Annotated in this window: 16 protein-coding genes and 1 other RNA gene; 11 read left to right on the top strand and 6 right to left on the bottom strand. The window is 71.4% G+C overall.

All coding sequences use genetic code 11. The features are described from left to right. Positions 1–68: 68 nt before the first annotated feature. The 4 genes from ACYBSK_RS03635 to ACYBSK_RS03650 form a co-directional block, all read right to left on the bottom strand. Positions 69–974, bottom strand: a complete 906-nt coding sequence (locus tag ACYBSK_RS03635; RefSeq protein ID WP_457475362.1) for a carbohydrate ABC transporter permease — start codon at positions 972–974, stop codon at positions 69–71. Beyond that, the gene (locus tag ACYBSK_RS03640; RefSeq protein WP_460245151.1) at positions 971–2,404 is read right to left on the bottom strand and encodes a carbohydrate ABC transporter permease; all 1,434 of its coding nucleotides are present in this window, start codon (positions 2,402–2,404) and stop codon (positions 971–973) included. Before ACYBSK_RS03640 ends, ACYBSK_RS03635 begins: the two co-directional genes overlap by 4 nt. 7 nt (positions 2,405–2,411) lie before the next feature. Beyond that, complete coding sequence (locus ACYBSK_RS03645; RefSeq protein WP_460245152.1) at positions 2,412–3,782, bottom strand: ABC transporter substrate-binding protein; 1,371 nt, start codon at positions 3,780–3,782, stop codon at positions 2,412–2,414. A 323-nt stretch (positions 3,783–4,105) separates the two neighbouring features. Further along, positions 4,106–7,237, bottom strand: coding sequence for an FHA domain-containing protein (locus tag ACYBSK_RS03650; protein ID WP_460245153.1), 3,132 nt, complete (start codon positions 7,235–7,237; stop codon positions 4,106–4,108). A gap of 461 nt (positions 7,238–7,698) precedes the next feature. On the opposite strand from ACYBSK_RS03650, the gene ACYBSK_RS03655 reads away from it, so the two are divergent. From ACYBSK_RS03655 to ACYBSK_RS03670, 4 genes are all read left to right on the top strand, one after another. After that, positions 7,699–9,345 (top strand): serine/threonine-protein kinase, encoded by a 1,647-nt coding sequence (locus tag ACYBSK_RS03655; protein ID WP_460245154.1) that lies wholly within the window; start codon positions 7,699–7,701, stop codon positions 9,343–9,345. Between the two features lie 143 nt (positions 9,346–9,488). Next, positions 9,489–10,730: a serine/threonine-protein kinase gene (locus tag ACYBSK_RS03660; RefSeq protein WP_457475367.1), complete on the top strand. Its 1,242-nt coding sequence runs from the start codon at positions 9,489–9,491 to the stop codon at positions 10,728–10,730. A 67-nt stretch (positions 10,731–10,797) separates the two neighbouring features. Beyond that, a complete protein-coding gene (gene prfB / locus ACYBSK_RS03665) occupies positions 10,798–11,904 on the top strand; it encodes a peptide chain release factor 2 (RefSeq protein WP_457475368.1) in 1,107 nt (368 codons plus the stop codon). Between the two features lie 341 nt (positions 11,905–12,245). Next, the gene (locus ACYBSK_RS03670; RefSeq protein WP_460245155.1) at positions 12,246–13,052 is read left to right on the top strand and encodes a hypothetical protein; all 807 of its coding nucleotides are present in this window, start codon (positions 12,246–12,248) and stop codon (positions 13,050–13,052) included. Positions 13,053–13,146: 94 nt separating this feature from the next. Here ACYBSK_RS03670 and ACYBSK_RS03675 read toward each other — a convergent pair whose 3' ends face one another. Continuing rightward, the gene (locus ACYBSK_RS03675) at positions 13,147–13,338 is read right to left on the bottom strand and encodes a hypothetical protein (RefSeq protein WP_351338145.1); all 192 of its coding nucleotides are present in this window, start codon (positions 13,336–13,338) and stop codon (positions 13,147–13,149) included. A 290-nt stretch (positions 13,339–13,628) separates the two neighbouring features. On the opposite strand from ACYBSK_RS03675, the gene ftsE reads away from it, so the two are divergent. The 6 genes from ftsE to dacB all read left to right on the top strand — a co-directional run bounded on the left by ftsE (position 13,629) and on the right by dacB (position 19,299). Beyond that, positions 13,629–14,318: a cell division ATP-binding protein FtsE gene (gene ftsE, locus ACYBSK_RS03680; RefSeq protein ID WP_457475370.1), complete on the top strand. Its 690-nt coding sequence runs from the start codon at positions 13,629–13,631 to the stop codon at positions 14,316–14,318. A 41-nt stretch (positions 14,319–14,359) separates the two neighbouring features. Beyond that, on the top strand, positions 14,360–15,277 hold the full coding sequence (ftsX, locus tag ACYBSK_RS03685) for a permease-like cell division protein FtsX (protein WP_457475371.1): 918 nt from the start codon (positions 14,360–14,362) through the stop codon (positions 15,275–15,277). A gap of 79 nt (positions 15,278–15,356) precedes the next feature. Then, a complete protein-coding gene (locus tag ACYBSK_RS03690; RefSeq protein WP_460245157.1) occupies positions 15,357–16,529 on the top strand; it encodes a S41 family peptidase in 1,173 nt (390 codons plus the stop codon). 31 nt (positions 16,530–16,560) lie between these two features. Continuing rightward, positions 16,561–17,109 (top strand): SsrA-binding protein SmpB, encoded by a 549-nt coding sequence (gene smpB, locus ACYBSK_RS03695; RefSeq protein WP_457481643.1) that lies wholly within the window; start codon positions 16,561–16,563, stop codon positions 17,107–17,109. 98 nt (positions 17,110–17,207) lie between these two features. Next, positions 17,208–17,595, top strand: a transfer-messenger RNA (tmRNA) gene (gene ssrA / locus ACYBSK_RS03700). Positions 17,596–17,715: 120 nt separating this feature from the next. Then, entirely contained in the window at positions 17,716–19,299 is a 1,584-nt protein-coding gene (gene dacB, locus ACYBSK_RS03705) for a D-alanyl-D-alanine carboxypeptidase/D-alanyl-D-alanine endopeptidase (protein WP_460245158.1), read from the top strand. Positions 19,300–19,303: 4 nt separating this feature from the next. Here dacB and ACYBSK_RS03710 read toward each other — a convergent pair whose 3' ends face one another. Then, complete coding sequence (locus ACYBSK_RS03710) at positions 19,304–20,497, bottom strand: MFS transporter (protein WP_460245159.1); 1,194 nt, start codon at positions 20,495–20,497, stop codon at positions 19,304–19,306. A gap of 106 nt (positions 20,498–20,603) precedes the next feature. On the opposite strand from ACYBSK_RS03710, the gene ACYBSK_RS03715 reads away from it, so the two are divergent. After that, on the top strand, positions 20,604–21,581 hold the full coding sequence (locus ACYBSK_RS03715; RefSeq protein WP_457475375.1) for a LysR family transcriptional regulator: 978 nt from the start codon (positions 20,604–20,606) through the stop codon (positions 21,579–21,581). The last annotated feature ends 206 nt before the right edge of the window (positions 21,582–21,787 follow it).

Here is a 21,787-nt window from a genome sequence, read left to right on the forward strand (position 1 = left end):
GCCGACTCGCAGGTCACGTCACGTCTGGTGTGGCATACGGGGGAACTTTCGCGGAGGCCTCCACGGCTCTATTTGACAGCGCCCGCCATCACACCGGACACGAACTGGCGCTGGAAGGCGAAGAACACGGCCAGCGGGATCACCATCGAGATGAACGCGCCGGGGCCGAGCACGTCGACGTTGTTGCCGAACTGCCGCACCTGGGTCTGGAGCGCGACCGTGATCGGCTGGCTGTCGGTGTCCGTGAAGATCAGCGCGACCAGCATGTCGTTCCACACCCACAGGAACTGGAAGATGCCGAGCGAGGCGATCGCCGGACCGCCCAGCGGCATCACGACGCGCAGGAACAGGCGCATCTCCCCGGCGCCGTCCAGGCGGGCGGCCTCCAGGAGTTCACGGGGGATCTCCGCGAAGAAGTTCCGCAGCAGGAACACCGCGAACGGCAGCCCGAACCCGACGTGGAACAGGATCACGCCGAAGATCGAGCCGAAGATGCCGAGATCGCCGAAGAGCCGGGCGATCGGCACCAGCGCGAGCTGCACCGGGACCACCAGCAGCCCGACCACGATCAGGAACCACCAGTCGCGGCCCGGGAACTCCATCCACGCGAACGCGTATCCGGCCAGCGAGCCGATCACGATGACCAGCAGCGTCGCGGGCACCGTGATCAACGCGGTGTTGACCAGCGAGCGGGTGATGTCCGAGTTCTCCAGCAGGCTGCTGTAGCTCTCGAAGGTCAGCTGCGCCGGCTTGCTGAACACCGTCCACCAGCCGCTCTCCGCCATGTCCTCCGGCGAGCGCAGCGAGGAGAACAGCAGACCGATCGTCGGCACCAGCCACAGCGCGCCGATCAGCAGCAGCACGAACTGGAGAAGGCCCCCGCTCAGCCGGTCGCCGATGCGGCCGGCCAGCGAACGCGGCGCCTTCACCGTCTCGTCGTGCGTCGAGGCGGTCGCCTCGCCGTGGGTGCTCATCGCCGCCCCTCCCGCCGCAGCCGCCGCATGTTGAACCACATCACCGGGATCACGAGCAGCAGGAGCAGCACCGCGATGGCGCTGGCCAGGCCCTCGTTGTCCTCGCTGAACGCCGACCGGTACAGCTGGAGCGCGAGGACGTTGGCGTCGTCCTGGGTGGCGCCCGGCGCGATGATGAAGATCAGGTCGAAGATCTTGAGCACGTTGATCATCAGCGTGACGAGGACGACCGCGAGCACCGGCGCCAGCAGCGGCACCGTGACCCGCCGGAACACCTGCCACTCGCTCGCCCCGTCCACCCGTGCCGCTTCGAGGAGTTCGCGGGGGATGCCGGCCAGGCCCGCGCCGATCAGCACCATCGCGAAGCCGGCCCACATCCAGACGTACGCGACCATGATCGAGGTCGTCACGATGTTGAGGTACAGGTCGAATCCGCCGAGGTGGACGGTGAAGAACTTCTTGTCGCCGAGCCAGTCGACGCCGTTGTACGGCTCCTTGAAGTTCGCGGCGGGCAGCCGCAGTTGAGCCCCGTCCGCCGCCGCGGAGAGCGCGAAGGTGCCGTCGGCGGCGGCCGTCGTCGAGGCCACGACCTTGCCGTTCTTGACGGCCTCCACGCGCATGCCGGGATAGCCGCTCTCGGTCGCGTCGATCTTGTTGAGTTCGCCCGCGCCCTTGCCGAGGGTGAAGTCCTGCCAGACGGTGCCGGTGACCCCGGCCCTCCCGGTGGCGGGCTCCTTCGCGGGCTCGGCGTTCTCCGGCATCTGGTCGGCGGACACGCCGACGAGGGGCAGCAGCACGGGCGTTCCGGCCCGCACCGGCTCCTTGGTGAGGAACGGCCCGCCGCTCTTGCCGGCGAGCGTTCCGTTCGGCCGTGGATGCGCCTTCGGGAACGCGGAGGACTCGGCGAACGTGTCGTGCACGGACACCACGACGGCGTTGGCCGCGCCCTTCTCCGGATCCTGGTCGTAGACGAGCCGGAAGATGATGCCCGCGGCCAGCATCGAGATGGCCATCGGCATGAAGACGACCAGCTTGAACGCGGTGGCCCAGCGGATCCGCTCGGTGAGCACGGCGAAGATCAGGCCGAGCGCCGTCGCGACCGTCGGGGCGAGGACGACCCACCAGATGTTGTTGTTGATCGCGGCCTTGGTGTCCTCGCGCGTGAACAGCGTCTCGTAGTTGTCGAACCCGATGAACGAGTCGCCCGCCGCGTCGAAGAAGCTGCGGACGATCGAGTAGCCGATCGGGTAGACGACCAGGGCGCCGAGCAGGACGAGGGCGGGCAGCAGGAACAGGGCCGCGACGGTCCTGCGGGTGCCGGTGACGCTCTTGCGGGTCTTTCCGGCGCCCGGGGGCGGGGCGGTGGGTGCGGCGGTATCCGCGGCGGACACCCCGGGCTCCGGGGTGCCGCCGCCGGCGGCTGAGGTCATCGCCGCGTCAGTCCTTGTACGCCTTGGCCGCTTCGGCCTCCAGGGTCTTCTGCGTGCCCGCGACGTCCTTCGGGTTCATCAGGAAGTCCTGCAACGCCTTCCACTCGCCCTTGCCGGGGGTGCCGCCGAACGCCTGCGGGGTCTGGTCCGACATGTCGAAGCGGAACTCGTCGCCCGCGTCCACGAGCGCCTTGGCTATCTCGCGCTGCACGGCGTTCGGGTACGAGGCGAGGTCCACGTTCTTGTTGGGGGAGAGGTAACCGCCCAGCTTGGCCTGGATGGTGGCCGCCTCCGGCGAGGCCAGCCACGTCACCAGCGCCTGCGCCGCCTCGGAGTCCTTCAGGATCACCGCGGCGTCACCGCCACTGACCACCGGGGGCTCGCCCGAGCCGACCGCCGGGAACGGGAAGACCTTCGCGTCCGTGCCGATCTTCGCCTTCGTCTGCTGGATGTTGACCTGCGCGAAGTCGCCCTCGTAGACCATGGCGCCCTTGGGCTGGTCGCCGCCCGTGAAGACCTGCTCGACGGACTTCGTGAACTCGGTCTGCACCGCTTCCTTGTTGCCGCCAGCGATGAAGTCCTTCTTGCCCCACAGCTCGGCGAGCGTGGTGAGCGCTTCCTTCACGGACGGGTCGGTCCACTTGATCTCGTGCTTGGCGAGCTGGTCGTACTTCTCCGGGCCCGCCTGGGAGAGGTAGATGTTCTCGAACCAGTCGGTGAGCGGCCAGCCGTCGGCGCCGCCGATGGAGAACGGGGTGACGCCCGAGTCGTAGATCGCCTGCGAGGTGCTGAGCAGCTCCTTCCAGGTCTTCGCCTCCTCGGCGGCGGCGTTCTCGAAGACCTTGGCGTTGTACCAGACCAGGGACTTGTTGGCGGCCTTGTAGTACGCGCCGTACTGCTTGCCGTCGACCTTGCCGAGGTCCTGCCAGCCCTGCGAGTAGTTCTTGCCGAGCTGCGCCTGGACGTCCTCGCCCAGCGGCTTCGCCCACTTCTTGTCGACGGCCTGCTTGATGGCGCCGGGCTGCGGCAGCATCGCGATGTCCGGCGGGGCGCCGCCCGCGACCTTGGAACCCAGGAAGTTGATGATCGGGTCCTGGGCGGGGACGAAGGTGACCTTCGCGCCCGTGCGCTTCTCGAACTCCGCGAGCACCTGCTTGAAGTTCTTCTGCTCGTCGCCGGTCCACACCGCGGCGATCTCCACCGACTTGCCGTCCAGCTTCGGCAACTTCACGGAGGAGGCGGGCGACTTGGAGCCGCCCTCGCCTCCCTTGCCGTTGTCGTCGTCGCCTCCGCAGGCGGTGAGTGCGAGTGCGAGGGATCCGATGGTGATGCCCGCGAGGGCCTTGCGGAAGGTGCGTGTGCGAAGAGTGCTGCCCATCACTGCCCCGTTCTCGTCCTGAACGTTGAACGTACGTACTGAGCGAGTCTCGTGCGCACTGGTCTACGCCCGGCCAGGGAGAACCGGCAAGGGTGCCAGGGCTGTAAACCGGGTGATCGTGACGGGGTCGTGATACGCCCCGGCCCGCCCCGCGCACCTACGCCGCGGGGCCCTGCCCCGGACCCCGCTCCTCAATCGCCGGAGAGGCTTCATTGCCTGTACCGGGCCCAGGGACGGCCAGTTGCCCACATTGGAGCCCCTCCGGCGATTGAGGAGCGGGGTTCGGGGCGGAGCCCCGTGACGTGGGTACGGGGTGCCGGGGGTTACAGGAGGGAGGGGACCTCTACCGCGGAGACGGAGCGCGTGGCGCGTTCCAGGGCGCTGGCGAGGAGGGCGAGGTCCGTGGGGCCATTGCCCAGCTCGCGGACCGGGCGGCGGTCCGGCGGATCGCCCATGCGGGCCCACTCCAGCGCCACCACCGTCGGCCGCTGCGTGGCCGTCCGCGGGATGCGCCCGGTCACCCGGCCCGCCTGCACCGCCACGTCACGCCCGTCCGCCCCGTGCAACACCCCGCGCCCCGGCGCGGGATCGTCCGTGCCGGAGCCCACCGCGTCGAGCACCACTCGCGGCCTGGCCGTCCACCCCACCGCGCCGCCGGAGGCGAACGCCGCGACGAGGTGCACCCCGAGCCGCTCCCCGTCCCGCGCCACGGCTTCGAGCGCCCGCACGACGGACCCCGCGGCCGGCCGGCCCGGCGACCCGAGCGGCGGCGACAGCAGCGCGTCCAGGTCGTCCACGACCACCACGAGCCGGGGCAGCGGAGGAACGGCCTCCGTCTTCTCCCGCGTCACGCCGGGGCGCAGCCGCATCGTCGAACTCGGCGCCGCGTCGAGATCACCCGCACCCCCGGACGGCGCCCCGCGCTGCGTGATCATCCGCTCCGCCACGACCCGCTGCGTATGCCACTCGGAGAAGTGCGTGCGCCCTATCAGCTCGGCCCGCCGCTTCAGCTCCGTGCTCAGCGCCTGCGCGAACTCCCGCATCCGTACGGGGTCGTTGGCCGCGAGGTGCGTCGTGACGTGCGGAAGGTCGGTGCAGACCCGCAGGCCCTCCGCGCGCTCCCCGCCCGACGTCCCGTCGACCAGCACCATCCCGAGCCGGTCCGGCCGCTCCGCCGCGGCGAGCGACGCGGCGACCGAGCGCAACAGCTCCGTACGGCCACTGCCCGCCGGTCCCTCGACCAGCAGGTGCGGTCCCTCGGCCGCGAGGTCGACGGTCACCGGGCCGCGCGGACCGGCCCCGAGCACCGCCCACACCCGGCCGCCGATCGAGTCCGGATCGTCCCCGGCCGCGGCCCAACGCGCCATGAGCGACGCCGGGGTGGCCCGCGCAAGACCCAACTCGTCCAGCAGCCGCGCCGATGGGGGCAGCGGCGCCGACACCCGGGCGCCCGGCCTGTCGCCGGAACCGCCCACCGCGTCCGAGCGCAACGGCGCGAGCGCCCGCGCGAACCGCTCCGCCCAGGCGAGCGACACCGCGTCGGCCGTCCCGACCGTGCCGTGCCCGACGAGCTGGCCCTGCGCCGCCCGGTGCAACCGCAGCGTCGTCGCGACATCACCGCTCAGCAGCGCCACCGCCCCGCACGCCCGGAACGCCGGACTCTCCGCGCACGCCGCCTCGTAGCTCTGCGTGGCCGGCGAGGCGGGCGACGCGGCCGGCGCCTCGGCCAGGCACACGACGTGGATCCCGGCCGCGGCGCCCTCGGCGGCGAGCCGCACCGTGGCCTCCCGCAGCGAGGCGCACCCGGGATCGCCGTCGATCACGACGACCGTGGAGGCCATCGGCTCGTCGTCGTCCTGCGTCGAGGGGCGAAGACCCGCCGCGTGGTCGTCGAGCCGCCGCAGCAGCTCGTCCGTACGCGCCGTCGCCTGCTCCCGGTCGTACGCGAGCAGCAGCCGGCAGTCCTGGCCGTGCGCGGGCCGCACCTGGGGCAGCCAGCCGAGCCAGGACCACTCGGCGACCCGCTCCTCCAGGGGCCGCGCCCGGTCCGCGGAGATCAGCACCAGCTCCAGCCGCTCCGGCGCGTGCAACGTCGCGAGCTGGGCGACGGCGCAGCGGGCGAGCCCCGCCAGCCGCGCGCGCGGCCCCGCGAGCCCGAGCGCCCCGGCCTCGGCGAGCCCCACGGTCACCGGCACCGCGGGCAGCAGCCCCACACCGCCGGGCCCCGGCCGGTCCACGCTGCCGAGCCGCACCGCGAGCGCCTCCGGGTGACCGGGCCCGCGCTCCCACAGCCGCGGCCCCGGGCCGAGCGCGGTGAGCAGCAGGGCCGCCGCGTCCGGCCACGTCTCCGCGGTGGCCGCGGCGGGCCGGGACTCCTCCTCGTACGAGGACGCGGCCCCGGAGGACGTGGCGGGGCGGGAGCCGGAGAGCTGGGGGGCGCGCATCACGTGCGGTTCGTGGATCTCGTGCTGCTGGTCGTCCGCGTCGTAGTCGTCGTAGTCGTAGTCGTCGCGCCCGTCCCGCTTGCCGCGCCGCAGCAGCCGGGAGAGCCCACCGCGCTTGCGCGGGGCGCGTGGCAGCGAGGTCCCGCGCGCGGGAGTGCCGCCCCGCGCGCCGTCCGTCCCGTCGTCCGCCTCCGGCGCGGGCACGACGGGCCGGGAGCCGCCCAGCGCGCCGTCGGCGGTGTCGCCCGCGGAGCCCCAGGCGGCGTCCCCGTACGCGTGCCGCGTCTCCTGGTCGGGGTCGGGCACGGAGGCCGGAGCCGGTGCGGCCGGCTGCTCCTCGGCGGGCATCACCCGGACGTGTCCGTCCCCGTCCGGCGCCGTCCGCAGCGGCCTCGGGCGGGCCGCGTCGCCCGCCACGGAGACCCGCAGCGCGGACTCGCCGAGGCGCACGAGGGAGCCGGGGGAGAGGCGGACGGGGCGGGCGTCGACGGGGCGGCCGTCCACCGTCGTCCCGTTCGTCGAGTCCAGGTCCACCACCGAGATCCGGCCGTCGGCGTCGAGCGTCACCGCGCAGTGCAGCCGGGACACGTCGGGGTCGTCGAGCGGGACGTCCGCGTCGGCGGAGCGGCCGATGCGGATCTGCCCGCCGTGCAGCAGGTGGACGCCGCCCGCGTCGGGCCCCGCCACCACGTGGAGCTGCGCCGCCGCGTCGTCCGGCTCGGGCCCCGGGTCCACGGGGGCGCCGAGCGCGACCACCGCTCCGTCGATCAACGGGGGCTCGCCGAGGACACAGCGCTGCGCGTCGAGCCGCTGCATGCCCGCGTACAGGGTCGTCGTCCCCGCCTCGCCGCCCGCGACGGCCGTGGCCAGGCCGGAGGAGACCGCGGCGAGGGCGGTGCCCGCGGGGGCCGTGACCAGCACGTCAACACCGCGCGCGAGTGTGTCGTCACCGCGGGCGAGTGCGTCGGGGCGCGTGCCCAGGGGGTCTACGACGGTAAGCCGGATCTGCATCGCCGCCTGCGGTCCCTTCTGCGCGGGCGCCCGGAGACGAGGGGCTGGCCCGCGGTCCCCCACCGCAGATTCCCCCCACCGCTACGGGCACGTCAGCCAGTGCTGCAAAGCATCCTTGCACCTGCCGCTGACAACACGCCCGCCCGTCGCCCTCCACCACCCTCGAACGAGGACTTGCAGGCCGCAGATTACCTTCCCGTCACGCCTAAGTGATCTTGATTGGCCGACTCCGTCCTCAAAGTGCCTGCTCGCGAATCTCTTGAGATCGCTCACGTCACCCCTCGGCAACCAATGGCCCCAGCTGAGCGTCTTTCCGTCGAACACGGGTCGGCCCCGGGTGGGCCGGGACGGCCCGGACCACAGAAGATCGACAGCCGGTACGGGGGAATCCGCCACTAGAGTGGGTCGGAACACCCGGAGCCGGGTGACCCAAGCAAGTACCGATGCAGGGAGCGCATGACGTGCGGCCGGTAGGGAGCAAGTACCTGCTCGAGGAGCCGCTCGGGCGCGGCGCCACGGGCACCGTCTGGCGGGCCCGCCAGCGCGAGACGGCGGGCGCGGAGGCGGCCGTCGCGGGCCAGCCGGGCGAGACCGTCGCGATCAAGGTCCTCAAGGAGGAGCTGGCGAACGACGCGGATGTGGTGATGCGCTTCCTGCGCGAGCGCTCCGTCCTGCTCCGCCTCACGCACCCGAACATCGTGCGCACCCGCGACCTGGTCGTCGAGGGCGAGCTGCTCGCCCTGGTGATGGACCTGATCGACGGGCCCGACCTGCACCGCTACCTCCGCGAGAACGGCCCGTTCTCGCCGGTCGCGGCCGCGCTGCTGACCGCGCAGATCGCCGACGCGCTCGCCGCCAGTCATGCCGACGGCGTCGTGCACCGCGACCTGAAGCCCGCGAACGTCCTGCTGAAGCAGGACGAGGGCGGCATGCACCCGATGCTCACCGACTTCGGCATCGCCCGCCTCGCCGACTCCCCGGGCCTGACCCGCACCCACGAGTTCGTCGGCACGCCCGCCTACGTGGCGCCCGAGTCCGCCGAGGGCCGCCCGCAGACCAGCGCCGTCGACATCTACGGCGCGGGCATCCTGCTGTACGAGCTGGTCACGGGCCGGCCCCCGTTCTCCGGCGGCTCCGCCCTCGAAGTCCTGCACCAGCACCTCAGCGCCGAACCGCGCCGCCCCTCGACGGTCCCGGACCCGCTGTGGACGGTCATCGAGCGCTGCCTGCGCAAGAACCCGGACGAACGGCCCAGCGCGGAGAACCTCGCGCGGGGCCTGCGCACCGTCGCCGAGGGCATCGGCGTGCACGCGAGCAGCGCGCAGATCGCCGCCGCCGAGGGCGTCGGCGCGCTCCTCATGCCGGACCCCGACCCGGCCCAGGTCCCGGACACCCCCGGCGTCTCGGACGCGGACCCCACGCAGGTGCTGCCGCACAACGCGGCGGCGGCCGGTGCCGCGGGGATCGCGGGCGCCGCGGCCGCGGCGGCGTACGACCCGAACGCGGCGACGAGCGTGATGCCGCAGCAGGGCAACGACCAGCACGGCGGCGAGGCCGACCCGACGGCCGTGCTGCCGCCGATGCCGCAGGGCCCGCCGCAGCAGATGCCCGACGCCTGGGGCGACCAGCTGCGCGCGGCCCGCGACCGCAACGAGCAGACGCAGGTCCAGTACCTCGACCCGGACCAGGACCCGCTGCGCCGCCGCCCTCAGCGCCAGGTCGCGCGCCCGCAGCAGCAACAGCCCCAGCAGCCGCAGCAGTACGCGCCGCGCCAACAGCCGCAACAGCCGCAGCGCCAGCCCCAGCAGTACGCGCCGCCGCCGCAGCAGCCGTCGCCCCGGCAGGCCCCGCGCCCGGCTCCGGAGCCGCGCGAGCCCCGCGAACCGCGCCGTCGCAGCCCCAACCGGATGCGGATTCCGGGCCTGGGCTGCCTCAAGGGCTGCCTGTTCATGATCGTGATGCTGTTCGTGGTGAGCTGGCTGGTCTGGGAGTTCACCCCGCTCCAGGACTGGATCGGCACCGGCAAGGGGTACTGGGCCCAGATCTCCGACTGGTTCTCCACGGCGTCCGACTGGATCGGCGACCTGGGGAGCAAAACCGGCAACTAGGGCCTGTTGTCGGTCCCGCAGGGGCAACTCCGCCATGACGTTGGAGATTTGTCGACATCCGACGGGTGATTTCCCCCTCTGATGCGCAGGTTGGCGTCCGAGCCGCGTAGCTTGGGCGCCAACACGCGTCTGTAGGAGCAGTCTTGGCACGGAAGATCGGCAGCCGGTACACCGCACACCAGATCCTGGGGCGCGGCAGTGCGGGCACGGTGTGGCTGGGCGAGGGACCCGAGGGTCCGGTCGCCATCAAACTGCTGCGTGAGGACCTCGCCTCCGACCAGGAACTGGTCGGCCGCTTCGTCCAGGAGCGCACCGCCCTGCTGAGCCTCGACCACGCGCGCGTGGTGGGCGTCCGCGACCTCGTGGTCGACGGCAACGACCTGGCGCTCGTCATGGACCTCGTCCGCGGCACGGACCTGCGCACGCGCCTGGAGCGCGAGAAGCGCCTGGCCCCCGAGGCCGCCGTCGCCATCGTCGCGGACGTCGCCGAGGGCCTCGCCGCCGCGCACGCCGCCGGCATCGTGCACCGCGACGTCAAGCCGGAGAACGTACTGCTCGACATGCAGGGCGAGCTCGGCCCCGGCGGCGCCCACCCCGCGCTGCTCACCGACTTCGGCATCGCCAAGCTGATCGACACCCCGCGCCGCACCCGCGCCACGAAGATCATCGGTACGCCGGACTACCTGGCCCCCGAGGTCATCGAGGGCCTGCCCGCGCGCGCGGCCGTCGACATCTACGCCCTCGCGACGGTCCTGTACGAACTCCTCGCCGGCTTCACCCCCTTCGGCGGCGGCCACCCCGGCGCCGTCCTGCGCCGCCACGTCACCGAGACGGTGGTCCCGCTCCCCGGCATCCCCGACGAGCTGTGGCAGCTGCTCATCCAGTGCCTCGCCAAGGCCCCGGCCTCCCGCCTGCGCGCCTCCGAGCTGGCCGCGCGCCTGCGCGAGCTCCAGCCGATGCTCGCGGGCCTGCCCCCGCTCGACGTGGACGAGCCGGAGACGGAGGCCGAGGCCGAGGAGCCGGAGCCGCAGGCCGAGACGGTGCAGGAGCCCCCGGAGCGCCCCCGCCGCGGCGCCGTCTCCCTGATCCCCGGCTCCGCGCCGAAGGACTCCAACCGCGACACGCACACGTCGATGCGGGTCCCCGCGCCCGACGAGCTGGCCGGCGGCGCCCGCGGCACGGCACGCGCCCCCCGGGCCTCCGGTTCGCCCCGCCCCGGCTCGGCCCGCAACCGGCACTCGGCGCGCCGCAGACGCCTCACGCTCGGGGTCGCCGGGGTGGTCCTGGTGGCCGCGGTCGGCGGCGGCGTATGGGCGGCCACGTCGTCGGGGTCGGACGAGGCGCCGCCCACGGACAGCAACAATTCCGCGCCCACGGAGCCGTAGGACCGCCCGCGCGGGGGCTCGGGGACGGCCGGGACGGATCACTTGCACCAGCCGTTAGGCTGGTCCTGTGGCAGTCGTCGATGTATCCGAAGAGCTGAAGTCCCTCTCCTCGACCATGGAGTCGATCGAGGCCGTCCTGGACCTCGACAAGATGAGGGCAGATATCGCCGTGCTCGAGGAGCAGGCGGCCGCGCCGTCCCTGTGGGACGACCCGGAGGCGGCGCAGAAGATCACCAGCAAGCTGAGCCACCTCCAGGCGGAGGTCCGCAAGGCCGAGGCGCTGCGCGGTCGTATCGACGACCTCGGGGTCCTCTTCGAGATGGCCGAGGAGGAGGACGACCCGGACACCCGCGCCGAGGCCGAGTCCGAGCTCACGGCGGTCAAGAAGGCGCTGGACGAGATGGAGGTCCGCACGCTCCTCTCCGGTGAGTACGACTCCCGTGAGGCGATCGTCAACATCCGCGCGGAGGCCGGCGGCGTCGACGCGGCGGACTTCGCCGAGCAGCTCCAGCGCATGTACCTGCGCTGGGCCGAGCGGCACGGCTACAAGACCGAGGTCTACGAGACGTCCTACGCGGAAGAGGCCGGCATCAAGTCGACCTCCTTCACCGTCCAGGTGCCGTACGCGTACGGGACGCTCTCGGTCGAGCAGGGCACGCACCGCCTGGTGCGCATCTCGCCGTTCGACAACCAGGGCCGCCGCCAGACGTCCTTCGCGGGCGTCGAGGTGCTCCCGGTGGTCGAGCAGACCGACCACGTCGAGATCGACGAGTCGGACCTGCGCGTGGACGTCTACCGCTCCTCGGGCCCCGGCGGCCAGGGCGTCAACACGACGGACTCCGCGGTCCGCCTGACGCACATCCCCACCGGCATCGTGGTCTCCTGCCAGAACGAGCGCTCGCAGATCCAGAACAAGGCCACGGCCATGAACGTTCTGCAGGCCAAGCTCCTGGAGCGCCAGCGCCAGGAGGAGCGCGCCAAGATGGACGCCCTCAAGGGCGACGGCGGCAGCTCCTGGGGCAACCAGATGCGTTCGTACGTCCTGCACCCCTACCAGATGGTCAAGGACCTGCGGACCGAGTTCGAGGTCGGCAACCCGCAGGCCGTGCTCGACGGTGAGATCGACGGCTTCATCGAGGCCGGCATCCGGTGGCGCAAGCAGACGGAGAAGTAACTCCGCATTTCAACGAAACGAAGGCAACTACCGTTCGCTGAGCGGTAGTTGCCTTTCGTTTTTTCTGCCTCTCGCGTCCAGTTGTGTCCCAGTCGTGAAGACTGGACCGGCATTTACGTCACAGTCACATGTCCGTAGTGCGGTCAACTCCCTCAAGTACGGACATAGCGTGCGCAACGCCCTTGACGTTGATTCGAAAAGTGGAAAGGCTTGCGCGCGGCATGCGTATTAGTGGGACGCGTGTGAACGGGGGAGGGGTGAACGAGGCCCCTGCTGCCTCCTGTTGAACGAAGTCCCTGGCGCTGCTCCACTGACGATTGGCTACTGGGGGTAGCAGACTGATGACCAAGAAGACGCGGATCCGCGTGGCGCGGATAGCGGCCGGTGCGGTGATCGCGGCCGGTGCCTCGCTGACCGCCGCGGGTGCGGCATCCGCCGCCACCGTCGACGAGCAGAGCGGCGAGACCTGCGGCCCGCTCGGCCTTATTTGCTGGCCCACCGAGGACGACGGCGCGGACGAAGAGCCGCCCGGCGACGACGACCCGGGCAACGGCGTTGCCGGTGTCACCGAGGGCAACACCAACGGTGGCGTCGCGGGCGTGACCGAGGGCAACACCAACGGCGGCGTCGCCGGCGTCACCGAGGGCAACACCAACGGCGGCGACGACTCCACCGGTGGCACCGGTGGCGACGACTCGACCGGCGGCACCAGCACCAACGGTGGTGGCAACGGTGGCGACGACTCCACCGGCGGCAACGGCAACTCCGGTGGCAACGGCAACGGTGGCGGCTCGTCCTCCTCCGGCGGTTCGTCCTCCTCCGGTGGTTCCTCCTCGACCGGTGGTTCGTCCACCGGTGGTGACGCCTCCACCGGCGGCTCCGCCTCGGGTGGCGACAACACCAGCCCGGACGGCAACAACAACCCCGTCGAGCAGGGCCAGGGCAAGGAAGGCCTGAACGACACCGGCTCCGCTCCGGTCGAGCAGACCGGCACGGGTTCCGGCGACACCCAGGCGAGCGGTGAGCTCGCCGAGACCGGTTCCTCCGGCACCACGTTCCTGGTGATCGGTGCGGCCACGATGATCGCGGGCGGTGTCGGCTTCCGGCTCCTGCCGCGCCTCGCGGGCAACCGCGGCGCCGCCGCGTAACGCCAAGCACACCCGAAAGGGCCCACAGCCGGTCGGCTGTGGGCCCTTTCGCATGACTGAGGTTCCGGCGGGGGCCTCCCGCCGAGGGGTGGGGCTACACCGTCTGATGCGCGAGCAGCGCCACGGCCGCCACGAGCACCGCCACCAGGGCGACCAGCGCCATGGGGCTCAGCGCGGCCAGCGGGTTCTGCTGCTGAAGCCGCTCGCGGTTCGCCCGGCACACCGGGCAGCGGCCCTCGCTCACGGGCGCCGCACAGTTCGCGCACACCAGTCGGTCGTAGGTCATGCGCTTCTCCTCCTCCCGCGCGGCGGAGCACGCCACCGGGTACCCCTGGGTTCTCTCCGCTCAACGCTCCGGGAAACGCAACCGTTCCCCCTACCACTGTGCCAGCTTCGCGGAATTTCGGCGCGTCCCCCCGGAAGGACCGCCCCTGACCTGGAGCGGGACGGACATAACCGGCGTCGTACCGCGCGTCACACGGGGACAAAACGCTCAACCGGGGACGGCGCCTGCGCCGCGCGCACCGGTTCGCGTATGGTCACGCTCACCTACCCCCGGCTACCCGTGGTGCACCTGTGATCCGATTCGACAACGTCTCCAAGGTCTACCCCAAGCAGACCCGGCCCGCCCTCAGGGATGTCTCCCTGGAGGTCGAGCGCGGCGAGTTCGTCTTCCTGGTCGGCTCGTCCGGCTCCGGCAAGTCGACGTTCCTGCGCCTGATCCTGCGTGAGGAGCGGTGCAGCCACGGCCAAGTGCACGTCCTGGGCAAGGACCTCGGCCGCGTATCCAACTGGAAGGTCCCGCAGATCCGCCGCCAGCTCGGCACGGTCTTCCAGGACTTCCGTCTCCTGCCCAACAAGACGGTCGGCGAAAACGTCGCCTTCGCGCAGGAGGTCATCGGCAAGTCCCGCGGCGAGATCCGCAAGTCCGTGCCGCAGGTCCTCGACCTCGTCGGCCTCGGCGGCAAGGACGACCGCATGCCGGGCGAGCTGTCCGGCGGTGAGCAGCAGCGCGTGGCCATCGCGCGGGCCTTCGTGAACCGGCCCAAGCTGCTGATCGCGGACGAGCCGACCGGCAACCTCGACCCGCAGACCTCGGTCGGCATCATGAAGCTGCTCGACCGGATCAACCGGACGGGCACGACGGTGGTCATGGCCACCCACGACCAGAACATCGTGGACCAGATGCGCAAGCGCGTCATCGAGCTGGAGCACGGTCGCCTCGTGCGCGACCAGTCGCGCGGCGTCTACGGCTACCAGCACTGAGAAGTACCGAGTGAGAAGCTGCGAAAGGCTCAGAAAGCGCTATGCGTGCCCAATTCGTTCTGTCTGAGATCGGCGTCGGCCTCCGGCGCAATCTCACGATGACCTTCGCCGTGATCATCTCGGTTGCCCTCTCGCTCGCCCTGTTCGGCGGCTCGCTGCTCATGAGCGACCAGGTCAACCAGATGAAGGGCTACTGGTACGACAAGGTCAACGTCTCGATCTTCCTGTGCAACAAGGGAGACGCGGACTCCGACCCGAACTGCGCCAAGGGCCCGGTCACGGCCGAGCAGAAGAAGGAGATCGTCGGGGACCTCAAGAAGCTCCCCGTGGTCGACAACGTGGCGCACGAGTCGCAGGACGAGGCGTACAAGCACTACAAGGAGCAGTTCGGCGACTCCCCGCTCGCCAGCTCCCTCACCCCGGACCAGCTCCAGGAGTCCTACCGGATCAAGCTGAAGGACCCGGAGAAGTACGAGGTCATCGCGACCGCGTTCAACGGGCGGCCCGGCGTGCAGTCCGTGCAGGACCAGAAGGGCGTGCTCGACAACCTCTTCCGGCTGCTGAGCTACCTGAACTACGCGGCGGGCGCCGTCATGGCGGTCATGCTCGTGGTCGCGCTGCTGCTGATCGTGAACACCGTGCGGGTGTCCGCGTTCAGCCGCCGGCGCGAGACCGGCATCATGCGGCTCGTCGGCGCGTCCGGCTTCTACATCCAGGCGCCGTTCATCATGGAGGCCGCGGTCGCCGGACTCATCGGCGGCGGCATCGCGTGCGTCTTCCTCGCGGCCGGTCAGTACTTCGTGATCGACAACGGCGTGGCGCTCTCCGACAAACTCCAGCTCATCAACTTCATCGGCTGGGATTCGGTGTTGACGAAGCTGCCGCTCATCCTCGCCGTGAGCGTGCTGATGCCGGCGCTTGCCGCGTTCGTCGCGTTGCGCAAGTACCTCAAGGTGTGACGAGAGTCCTTCGCCGCCACAGGGCGTCGTGCGGGTCAACGGCCCGTACGACGCCCTGCGTTGTCCTAGACTCACCGACATGTCAGGTCCGGACGCGTTGTACCGGCCCCGCCGCATCGGCCGCGGGGCGGCCCTGACATTGATCTTCGTGGGGGTCCTCGCGGGCGGCGCCGCGACCGGCTCCCTGCCCGCGGGGCACCAGAAGCCCGCGGAGAACGCGGAGGCTTCCCTGGTCGCGGCGGACGACAAGCCGATGACCGGCCCGACCGACCCGAGCGCTGCCGCCGCCGAGGCGCTGGCCGACGGGAAGTCGCCCAGCAAGGCGGCCGAGGAGGCCGTCAGCCGCAGCGGCGACCGCTGGGGGGCCGTCTACTCCCGGCGCGAGTACGAGGAGTTCGAGCAGTCCCTCGACGGCGAGTACACCGGCATCGGCCTGCGCGCCCGCCGCACCGCCGAGGGACACGTCCAGGTCACCAAGGTCCGCGACGGCTCGCCCGCCCAGCTCGCCGGCATCCGCGCGGGCGACCGCATCGCGGCGGTCGACGGCGAACCGGTCACCGGCCGTCCCGTCACCGAGGTCCTCGCCCTGCTGCGCGGCGAGCACGCGGGCACCGCCGTCCGCATCGGCCTCCAGCGCGGCACGCGCGCGTGGAGCGAGACCCTGCGCCGCGCCAATCTGTCGACCGAGTCCGTCGCCTCCACGCGCCTGCCCGACGGGGCGACGCTCGTGAAGGTGAGCGCCTTCACGAAGGGCGTCGGCGAGCAGGTGCGTACGGCCGTGGCCGAGGCACCCGCGCGCGCGGGTGTCGTCCTCGACCTCAGGGGCAACTCCGGCGGGCTGGTCACCGAGGCGGTGAAGGCGGCCTCCGCCTTCCTCGACGGCGGACTCGTGGCGACGTACGACGTGCGCGGCGCGCAGCGGGCCCTGCACGCGCAGCGCGGTGCCGACACGTCCAGACCGGTGGTCGTGCTCGTCGACAGCGGGACGATGAGCGCGGCCGAACTGCTCACCGGCGCCCTCCAGGACCGCGGCCGCGCGGTCGTCGTGGGCTCCAGAACCTTCGGCAAGGGCTCGGTCCAGATGCCGAGCCGACTGCCCGACGGCTCCGTGGCGGAGCTGACCGTCGGGCACTACCGCACCCCTTCGGGCCGCGCCGTCGACGGCCGCGGCATCACCCCGGACCTCGAGGCCGAGGCGGACACCCTGCGCAGGGCGGAGACAGTATTGACTGGCCTCGGGGACCCCTCGTAGTGCGAAAATGGTCAGCACTATGGCCAAGGCAATGTATGTACCGAAGGAGTCCCAGCCCAAGCAGGGCAAAAAGGGGGCGTCGTCCGGCAAGAAGGACGGCAAGCACAAGATGGTCGCGCAGAACAAGAAGGCGCGCCACGACTACTTGATCATGGACACCTACGAGGCCGGCATCGTGCTGACCGGCACCGAGGTCAAGTCGCTGCGGCAGGGGCGTACCTCCCTGGCCGACGCCTTCGTCCAGATCGACGGCGGCGAGGCGTGGCTGCACAACGCCCACATCCCCGAGTACAACCAGGGCACGTGGACGAACCACGCGGTGCGCCGCAAGCGCAAGCTGCTGCTGCACCGCGACGAGATCGACAAGCTGGAGTCGAAGTCCCAGGAGACCGGTCACACGATCGTGACCCTGGCGATCTACTTCAAGGACGGCCGGGCGAAGGCCGAGATCGCGCTCGCCAAGGGCAAGAAGGAGTACGACAAGCGGCAGACGCTGCGCGAGAAGCAGGACCGGCGGGACTCGGACCGGGCGATCGCGGCGGCGAAGCGGCGGCAGCGCAACAACGAGCGGATGGGCTGACCCCCACCCCGTCAGGAATACGCTGGCATCGTCGTGCGTTGTTCACGTACGATGGACCACGTCCTCCACGGCGAGGACGCGGATTGAAAAATCAACATGGGGATGATCGGTTTCGACAGCGGATGTCGAAGCAGGGGAAGCGTGTCGAGGAAGCGGCAATGATCTCGTTAACCATATGTCGCAACCAATAATCGCCAACACCAAGCGCGATTCCCAGTCCTTCGCCCTCGCTGCCTGATAACAGCGACTGAAGGACCCTAAAAGGGTGTCAGCCCGGGGATGTTTCCGACCCGGATCCTGGCATAATCTAGGAAACTAAACTCTTCCGCCCGGTCACGGGGCGGAAGAGGAAATCAAACAGTGACTGGGCCCGTCGGCGACTTGTTCGCGTGATCACCGGGGCCGAGAAAATCGAAGCGAACTGCACACGGAGAAGCCCTGCTGCTGCACCGTTGGACGCGGGTTCGATTCCCGCCATCTCCACTCATCCCATGTGGGCAAGGGCCCGGTGACCGTCTCGGTCGCCGGGCCTTTGTCATGAGGTCGTGCGGGCATGCGGTCGCGCGGTCTTGGCGGGGCCCCGTGCGTCCGGGATGCTCCTGTGGCATGAGGAGACGCAAGGGATCGAGATGGGCCCTGTCCGGTGTGGCCGTCGTCGTGGCCGCCGCACTCAGTTGGAGCGCCCCCGCGGGCGCCGACTCCAGTCCCAGTGGGCTTCCCGAGGCCATCGACACGATCCTCGGGGACCCGCGAATGGAGGGCGGCGCGGCGAGCGTCGTCGTGGCCGACGCGAAGACCGGGGAGACCCTGTACCAGCACAATCCCACCGGGCGGCTGATGCCCGCCTCCAACACCAAGCTCGCCACCTCCGCCGCCGCCATGGGCGTCCTCGGACCCGACCACCGGTTCAGCACGGACGTGCTCGCGGCCGGGCCGGTGCGCGGCGGGGTGCTCGCCGGTGACCTGTATCTGCGCGGCACCGGCGATCCGACCACCCTCGCCGCCGACTACGACCGGCTCGCCGCCGACGTCGCCGCGGCCGGGGTGAAGCGGGTGAGCGGGCGGCTCGTCGCGGACGACACCCGGTTCGACGACCACCGGATCGGCGACACCTGGGGCGGCGACGACGAGTCCTCGTACTACGCCGCCCAGATCAGCGCGTTGAGTGTCGCGCCCGACACCGACTACGACACCGGGACCGTCATCGTCGAGGTGAAGCCCGGCGCCAGGGCGGGGGAGAAGCCCACCGTCAGCGTCACCCCGAAGAACCGGTACGTCCGCATCGACCTCCAGGCGTCCACGGTCGGGGCCGGCGGCGCGGACACCGTGGCCGTCGAGCGGCGGCACGGGACCAACACGATCGCCGTCACCGGCAGCGTTCCGGTGGGCGGGGACACCACCAAGGAGTGGGTGACCGTGTGGGAGCCGACCGGGTACGCGGGCTCCGTGTTCCGGGACGCGCTCGCCGCCCACGGGGTGAAGGTCGGCGGGGCCACCAGGCTGGGCAAGGCCACGCCCGCGAGCGCGAAGAAGCTCGCCACGCACGACTCCATGGCGCTGAAGGACCTGCTGGTCCCGTTCATGAAGCTCTCCAACAACATGCACGCCGAGTCGCTCGTCAAGGCCATGGGGTTCAAGACGACCGGACGGCCGGGGAGTTGGGGCGACGGCATCGACGCCGTCGCCGACTACCTGAAGGGCGCCGGGGTCGACGCGGCCAAGATCCGGCAGGTCGACGGGTCCGGGCTCTCCCGCAAGGACAACTTCGCCGCCCGGCAGCTCGCCGACCTCCTGCTCTCCGTGCAGGACGAGCCCTGGTACGCGGACTGGTCCGCGTCGCTGCCCGTGGCGTGCGACCCGGACCGCTTCGTCGGCGGGACGCTGCGCAGCCGCATGTGCGGTACGCCCGCCGCCCTCAACGCCCGCGGAAAGACCGGGTCGTTGACGGGGGCGTCGGCGCTCTCGGGGTACGTGAAGGACGCCGACGGGCGGCTGCTCGTCTACAGCATCGTCCAGAACAACTACCTGGCCGACTCCGTGAAGCCCCTGGAGGACGCCGTCGTCGTGACGCTCGCGAAGTCGACGGCCGAGGAGGCGACGGCGGTCGTCCCGAAGTCCACGCGCGCCGTCCCGGCGGCCGAGCGGGACGGCGACCTGGAGTGCTCCTGGCGCAAGCCGGCCACGTGCTGACCGCTCAGCGGGTGGACCGCACGTAGGCGTACAGCGACAGCAGCAGGGCGCACGCCGCCGCCGCGAGCGGCACCGTGTACGCCGCGGTGGGGCCCCAGTGCTCCACCGCGGCGCCGCCCGTGGCCGAACCGGCCGCGATGCCGCCGAGGATGCCGGTCACGGCGAGCGTCATGCCCTCGTTCAACTGGCCCTCCGGCGTGCGCTGCTGGACCAGGGTCATGCCCGTCACCATCGTCGGCGCCGTGGCCATGCCGGCGATCAGGAGCGCGCCCCCGAGGACGTACAGGGAGCCCGTGGACCAGGCGGCGAGCAGCGGGAGCGACATCAGTGCCGCCATCGCCGCCGCGCAGAGCGGGTGGCGCCGGGCCGCCGGGCCGGACGGCCGCCACGCCCCGTAGACGAGGCCCGCCGCGCAGGATCCCGCCGCCTGGAGCGCCAGGACGGCGCCCGCCCACACCTTGTGGCCCTGCGCGTCGGCGAAGGCGACCGTGACGACCTCCAGCGAGCCGAAGACGACGCCCGTGGCGAGGAAGGCGAGCAGCAGGGGCGGGATGCCACGCGCGCGCAGTGGCGTTTTCGTCGCCTTCGTGCGCGCGTGGGGCGGCGGTTCCGTGGCGCGCTGCGCGGCGAAGATCAGCACGCCGGTCACCATGAGGACGGCGCTGACCAGGGTGCCCGCCTCCGGGAAGAGCGAGCCGCACAGGAAGGCGGCCACCACGGGGCCGAGCATGTAGCAGAGCTCGTCCGCGGCCTGCTCGAAGGAGTTCGCCGCGTGCAGGTCGTCCGGGGTCTCCTTCAGCAGGTGCGCCCAGCGGGCCCGGGACATGCCGCCCGTGTTCGGGGTCGTCGCGGACGCCAGGTAGGTGGCGAAGAGCGTCCAGTCGGGCGCCCCGAAACGTACGCACAGCAGCAGGGCGACCGAGCCGCAGGCCGATACGACGGTCGCCGGGACCGCGACCCGCGCCTGCCCGTACCGGTCCACGAGACGGGCCGTCCACGGGCCGACGACCGCGTTGGCGACCAGGCCCGTGGCGGTGACGGCGCCCGCGAGCGCGTAGGAGCCGCGCGCACCGGAGATCATGATCACGGCGCTGATGCTGAACATGCCCTGCGGGAAGCGGGCGATGAGGTTGCCGAGGGTGAAGGCGCGGGCGCCGGGGATGGCGAAGAGACGGGTGTAGGACGTGGCGGTGGACATGCCATGAGCATCACCGCAGGTCACGCGCGGGGTCCAACACCTGCTCGGCGCTGATTCACGCACCTGTGGTGCCAATGTCCACGCGCGCGCGTTGTAGGTTCGCCCGATGCCCCCAGCGAATGTCGAACCCCGCCTGCTGCGCGCGTTCCTCGCCGTCGCCGACGAGCTGCACTTCACGCGCGCCGCCGCCCGGCTGTACGTCGCCCAGCAGGCGCTCAGCCGTGACATCCGGCGCCTGGAGCGGGAGTTGGGCGCCGAGCTGTTCGTGCGCACCACCCGTCAGGTGACGCTCACCGGGGACGGGGCCCGGCTGCTGCCGCACGCGCGGCGGGTGATCGAGGCGCAGGACGAGCTGCTCACCGCCTTCGCCGGGCCCGCCGACACCGGCCGCCCGCTGCTCGTCGACGTGAACAGCCCGGGGCTCGTGCACGAGCGGGTCCTCGCCAGGGCCCGCGAACTCGCCCCGGAGCACGAGCTGATGGCCCGCTACGAGAGCGGGCTCACCGGCGCCGCCGCCGAACTCCTCGCGGGCCGCCTCGACGTGTCCTTCGGCCGGTTCGCCGGGCTCGACGCGGCCGTGCGCGCCCGCCTCGACCAGCAGCCCATGCGCTACGAGCCGATGGCGGTCATGCTGCCCGAGGACCACCCGCTGGCCGCGCTCGACGCCGTGCCCCTGGGGCGGCTCGCCGGGGAGTCGGTCTACGCGGGCGCCGGCAACCCCCGCACGCCCGAATGGACGGACCTGGCCCGGCGGTTGTTCGAGGGCCGGGGCATCCACGTCGCGCCGCCCGCGCCGCTCGCCGTCGGCAAGGAGGAGTTCCGCCGGATCATGGAGAAATACCGCAATCCGGTCCTCACCGGGGTGGACTTCCCGGCCATGCCAGGCTCGGTGCTGCGGCCCCTCGTCGACCCGGTCCCGCTGTCGCCTGTGTCACTCGTCTGGCGAAAAGGGCGCAAACACCCGGGAATTGAGGCGCTTCGGGCGGCTGCTGCCGCGTTGGCGGCCGAGAACCGGTGGCTGGAAAGACCCCCGGAGGCATGGATTCCGGCCGCAGATGCGCAGATTATGTGGAGTCGTGAATGAGGTGTGCGCGTGAGTGTCACCGGTGTGCGCTACATTTTGGGGCTGGGTGCAGTGTGATAAGAGGGGGCGCTCGAATCAGGTGGGGGCCCGGTTCGGTCGACGAGGACTCCGTGACATCACCGGCGCATCCGTGAACGTGTCCTTGGGGGGATGTGCGTACGGTGGAGAATTCACGAGCGGACGGCCGACCGGGGCCGACTCATGAC

It is taken from the genome of Streptomyces sp. BYX5S (genome assembly GCF_054724165.1).

What these genes read in the sequence shown, in the direction of transcription:
- ACYBSK_RS03635 (WP_457475362.1), bottom strand. Translation starts at nt 974, where the DNA reads ATGAGCACCCACGGCGAGGCGACCGCCTCGACGCACGACGAGACGGTG.
- ACYBSK_RS03675 (WP_351338145.1), bottom strand. Translation starts at nt 13,338, where the DNA reads ATGACCTACGACCGACTGGTGTGCGCGAACTGTGCGGCGCCCGTGAGC.
- ACYBSK_RS03670 (WP_460245155.1), top strand. Translation starts at nt 12,246, where the DNA reads ATGACCAAGAAGACGCGGATCCGCGTGGCGCGGATAGCGGCCGGTGCG.
- ftsX (WP_457475371.1), top strand. Translation starts at nt 14,360, where the DNA reads ATGCGTGCCCAATTCGTTCTGTCTGAGATCGGCGTCGGCCTCCGGCGC.
- ACYBSK_RS03690 (WP_460245157.1), top strand. Translation starts at nt 15,357, where the DNA reads ATGTCAGGTCCGGACGCGTTGTACCGGCCCCGCCGCATCGGCCGCGGG.
- dacB (WP_460245158.1), top strand. Translation starts at nt 17,716, where the DNA reads ATGAGGAGACGCAAGGGATCGAGATGGGCCCTGTCCGGTGTGGCCGTC.
- ACYBSK_RS03710 (WP_460245159.1), bottom strand. Translation starts at nt 20,497, where the DNA reads ATGTCCACCGCCACGTCCTACACCCGTCTCTTCGCCATCCCCGGCGCC.
- ACYBSK_RS03715 (WP_457475375.1), top strand. Translation starts at nt 20,604, where the DNA reads ATGCCCCCAGCGAATGTCGAACCCCGCCTGCTGCGCGCGTTCCTCGCC.
- ACYBSK_RS03640 (WP_460245151.1), bottom strand. Translation starts at nt 2,404, where the DNA reads ATGACCTCAGCCGCCGGCGGCGGCACCCCGGAGCCCGGGGTGTCCGCC.
- smpB (WP_457481643.1), top strand. Translation starts at nt 16,561, where the DNA reads ATGTATGTACCGAAGGAGTCCCAGCCCAAGCAGGGCAAAAAGGGGGCG.
- ACYBSK_RS03650 (WP_460245153.1), bottom strand. Translation starts at nt 7,237, where the DNA reads ATGCAGATCCGGCTTACCGTCGTAGACCCCCTGGGCACGCGCCCCGAC.
- ACYBSK_RS03645 (WP_460245152.1), bottom strand. Translation starts at nt 3,782, where the DNA reads ATGGGCAGCACTCTTCGCACACGCACCTTCCGCAAGGCCCTCGCGGGC.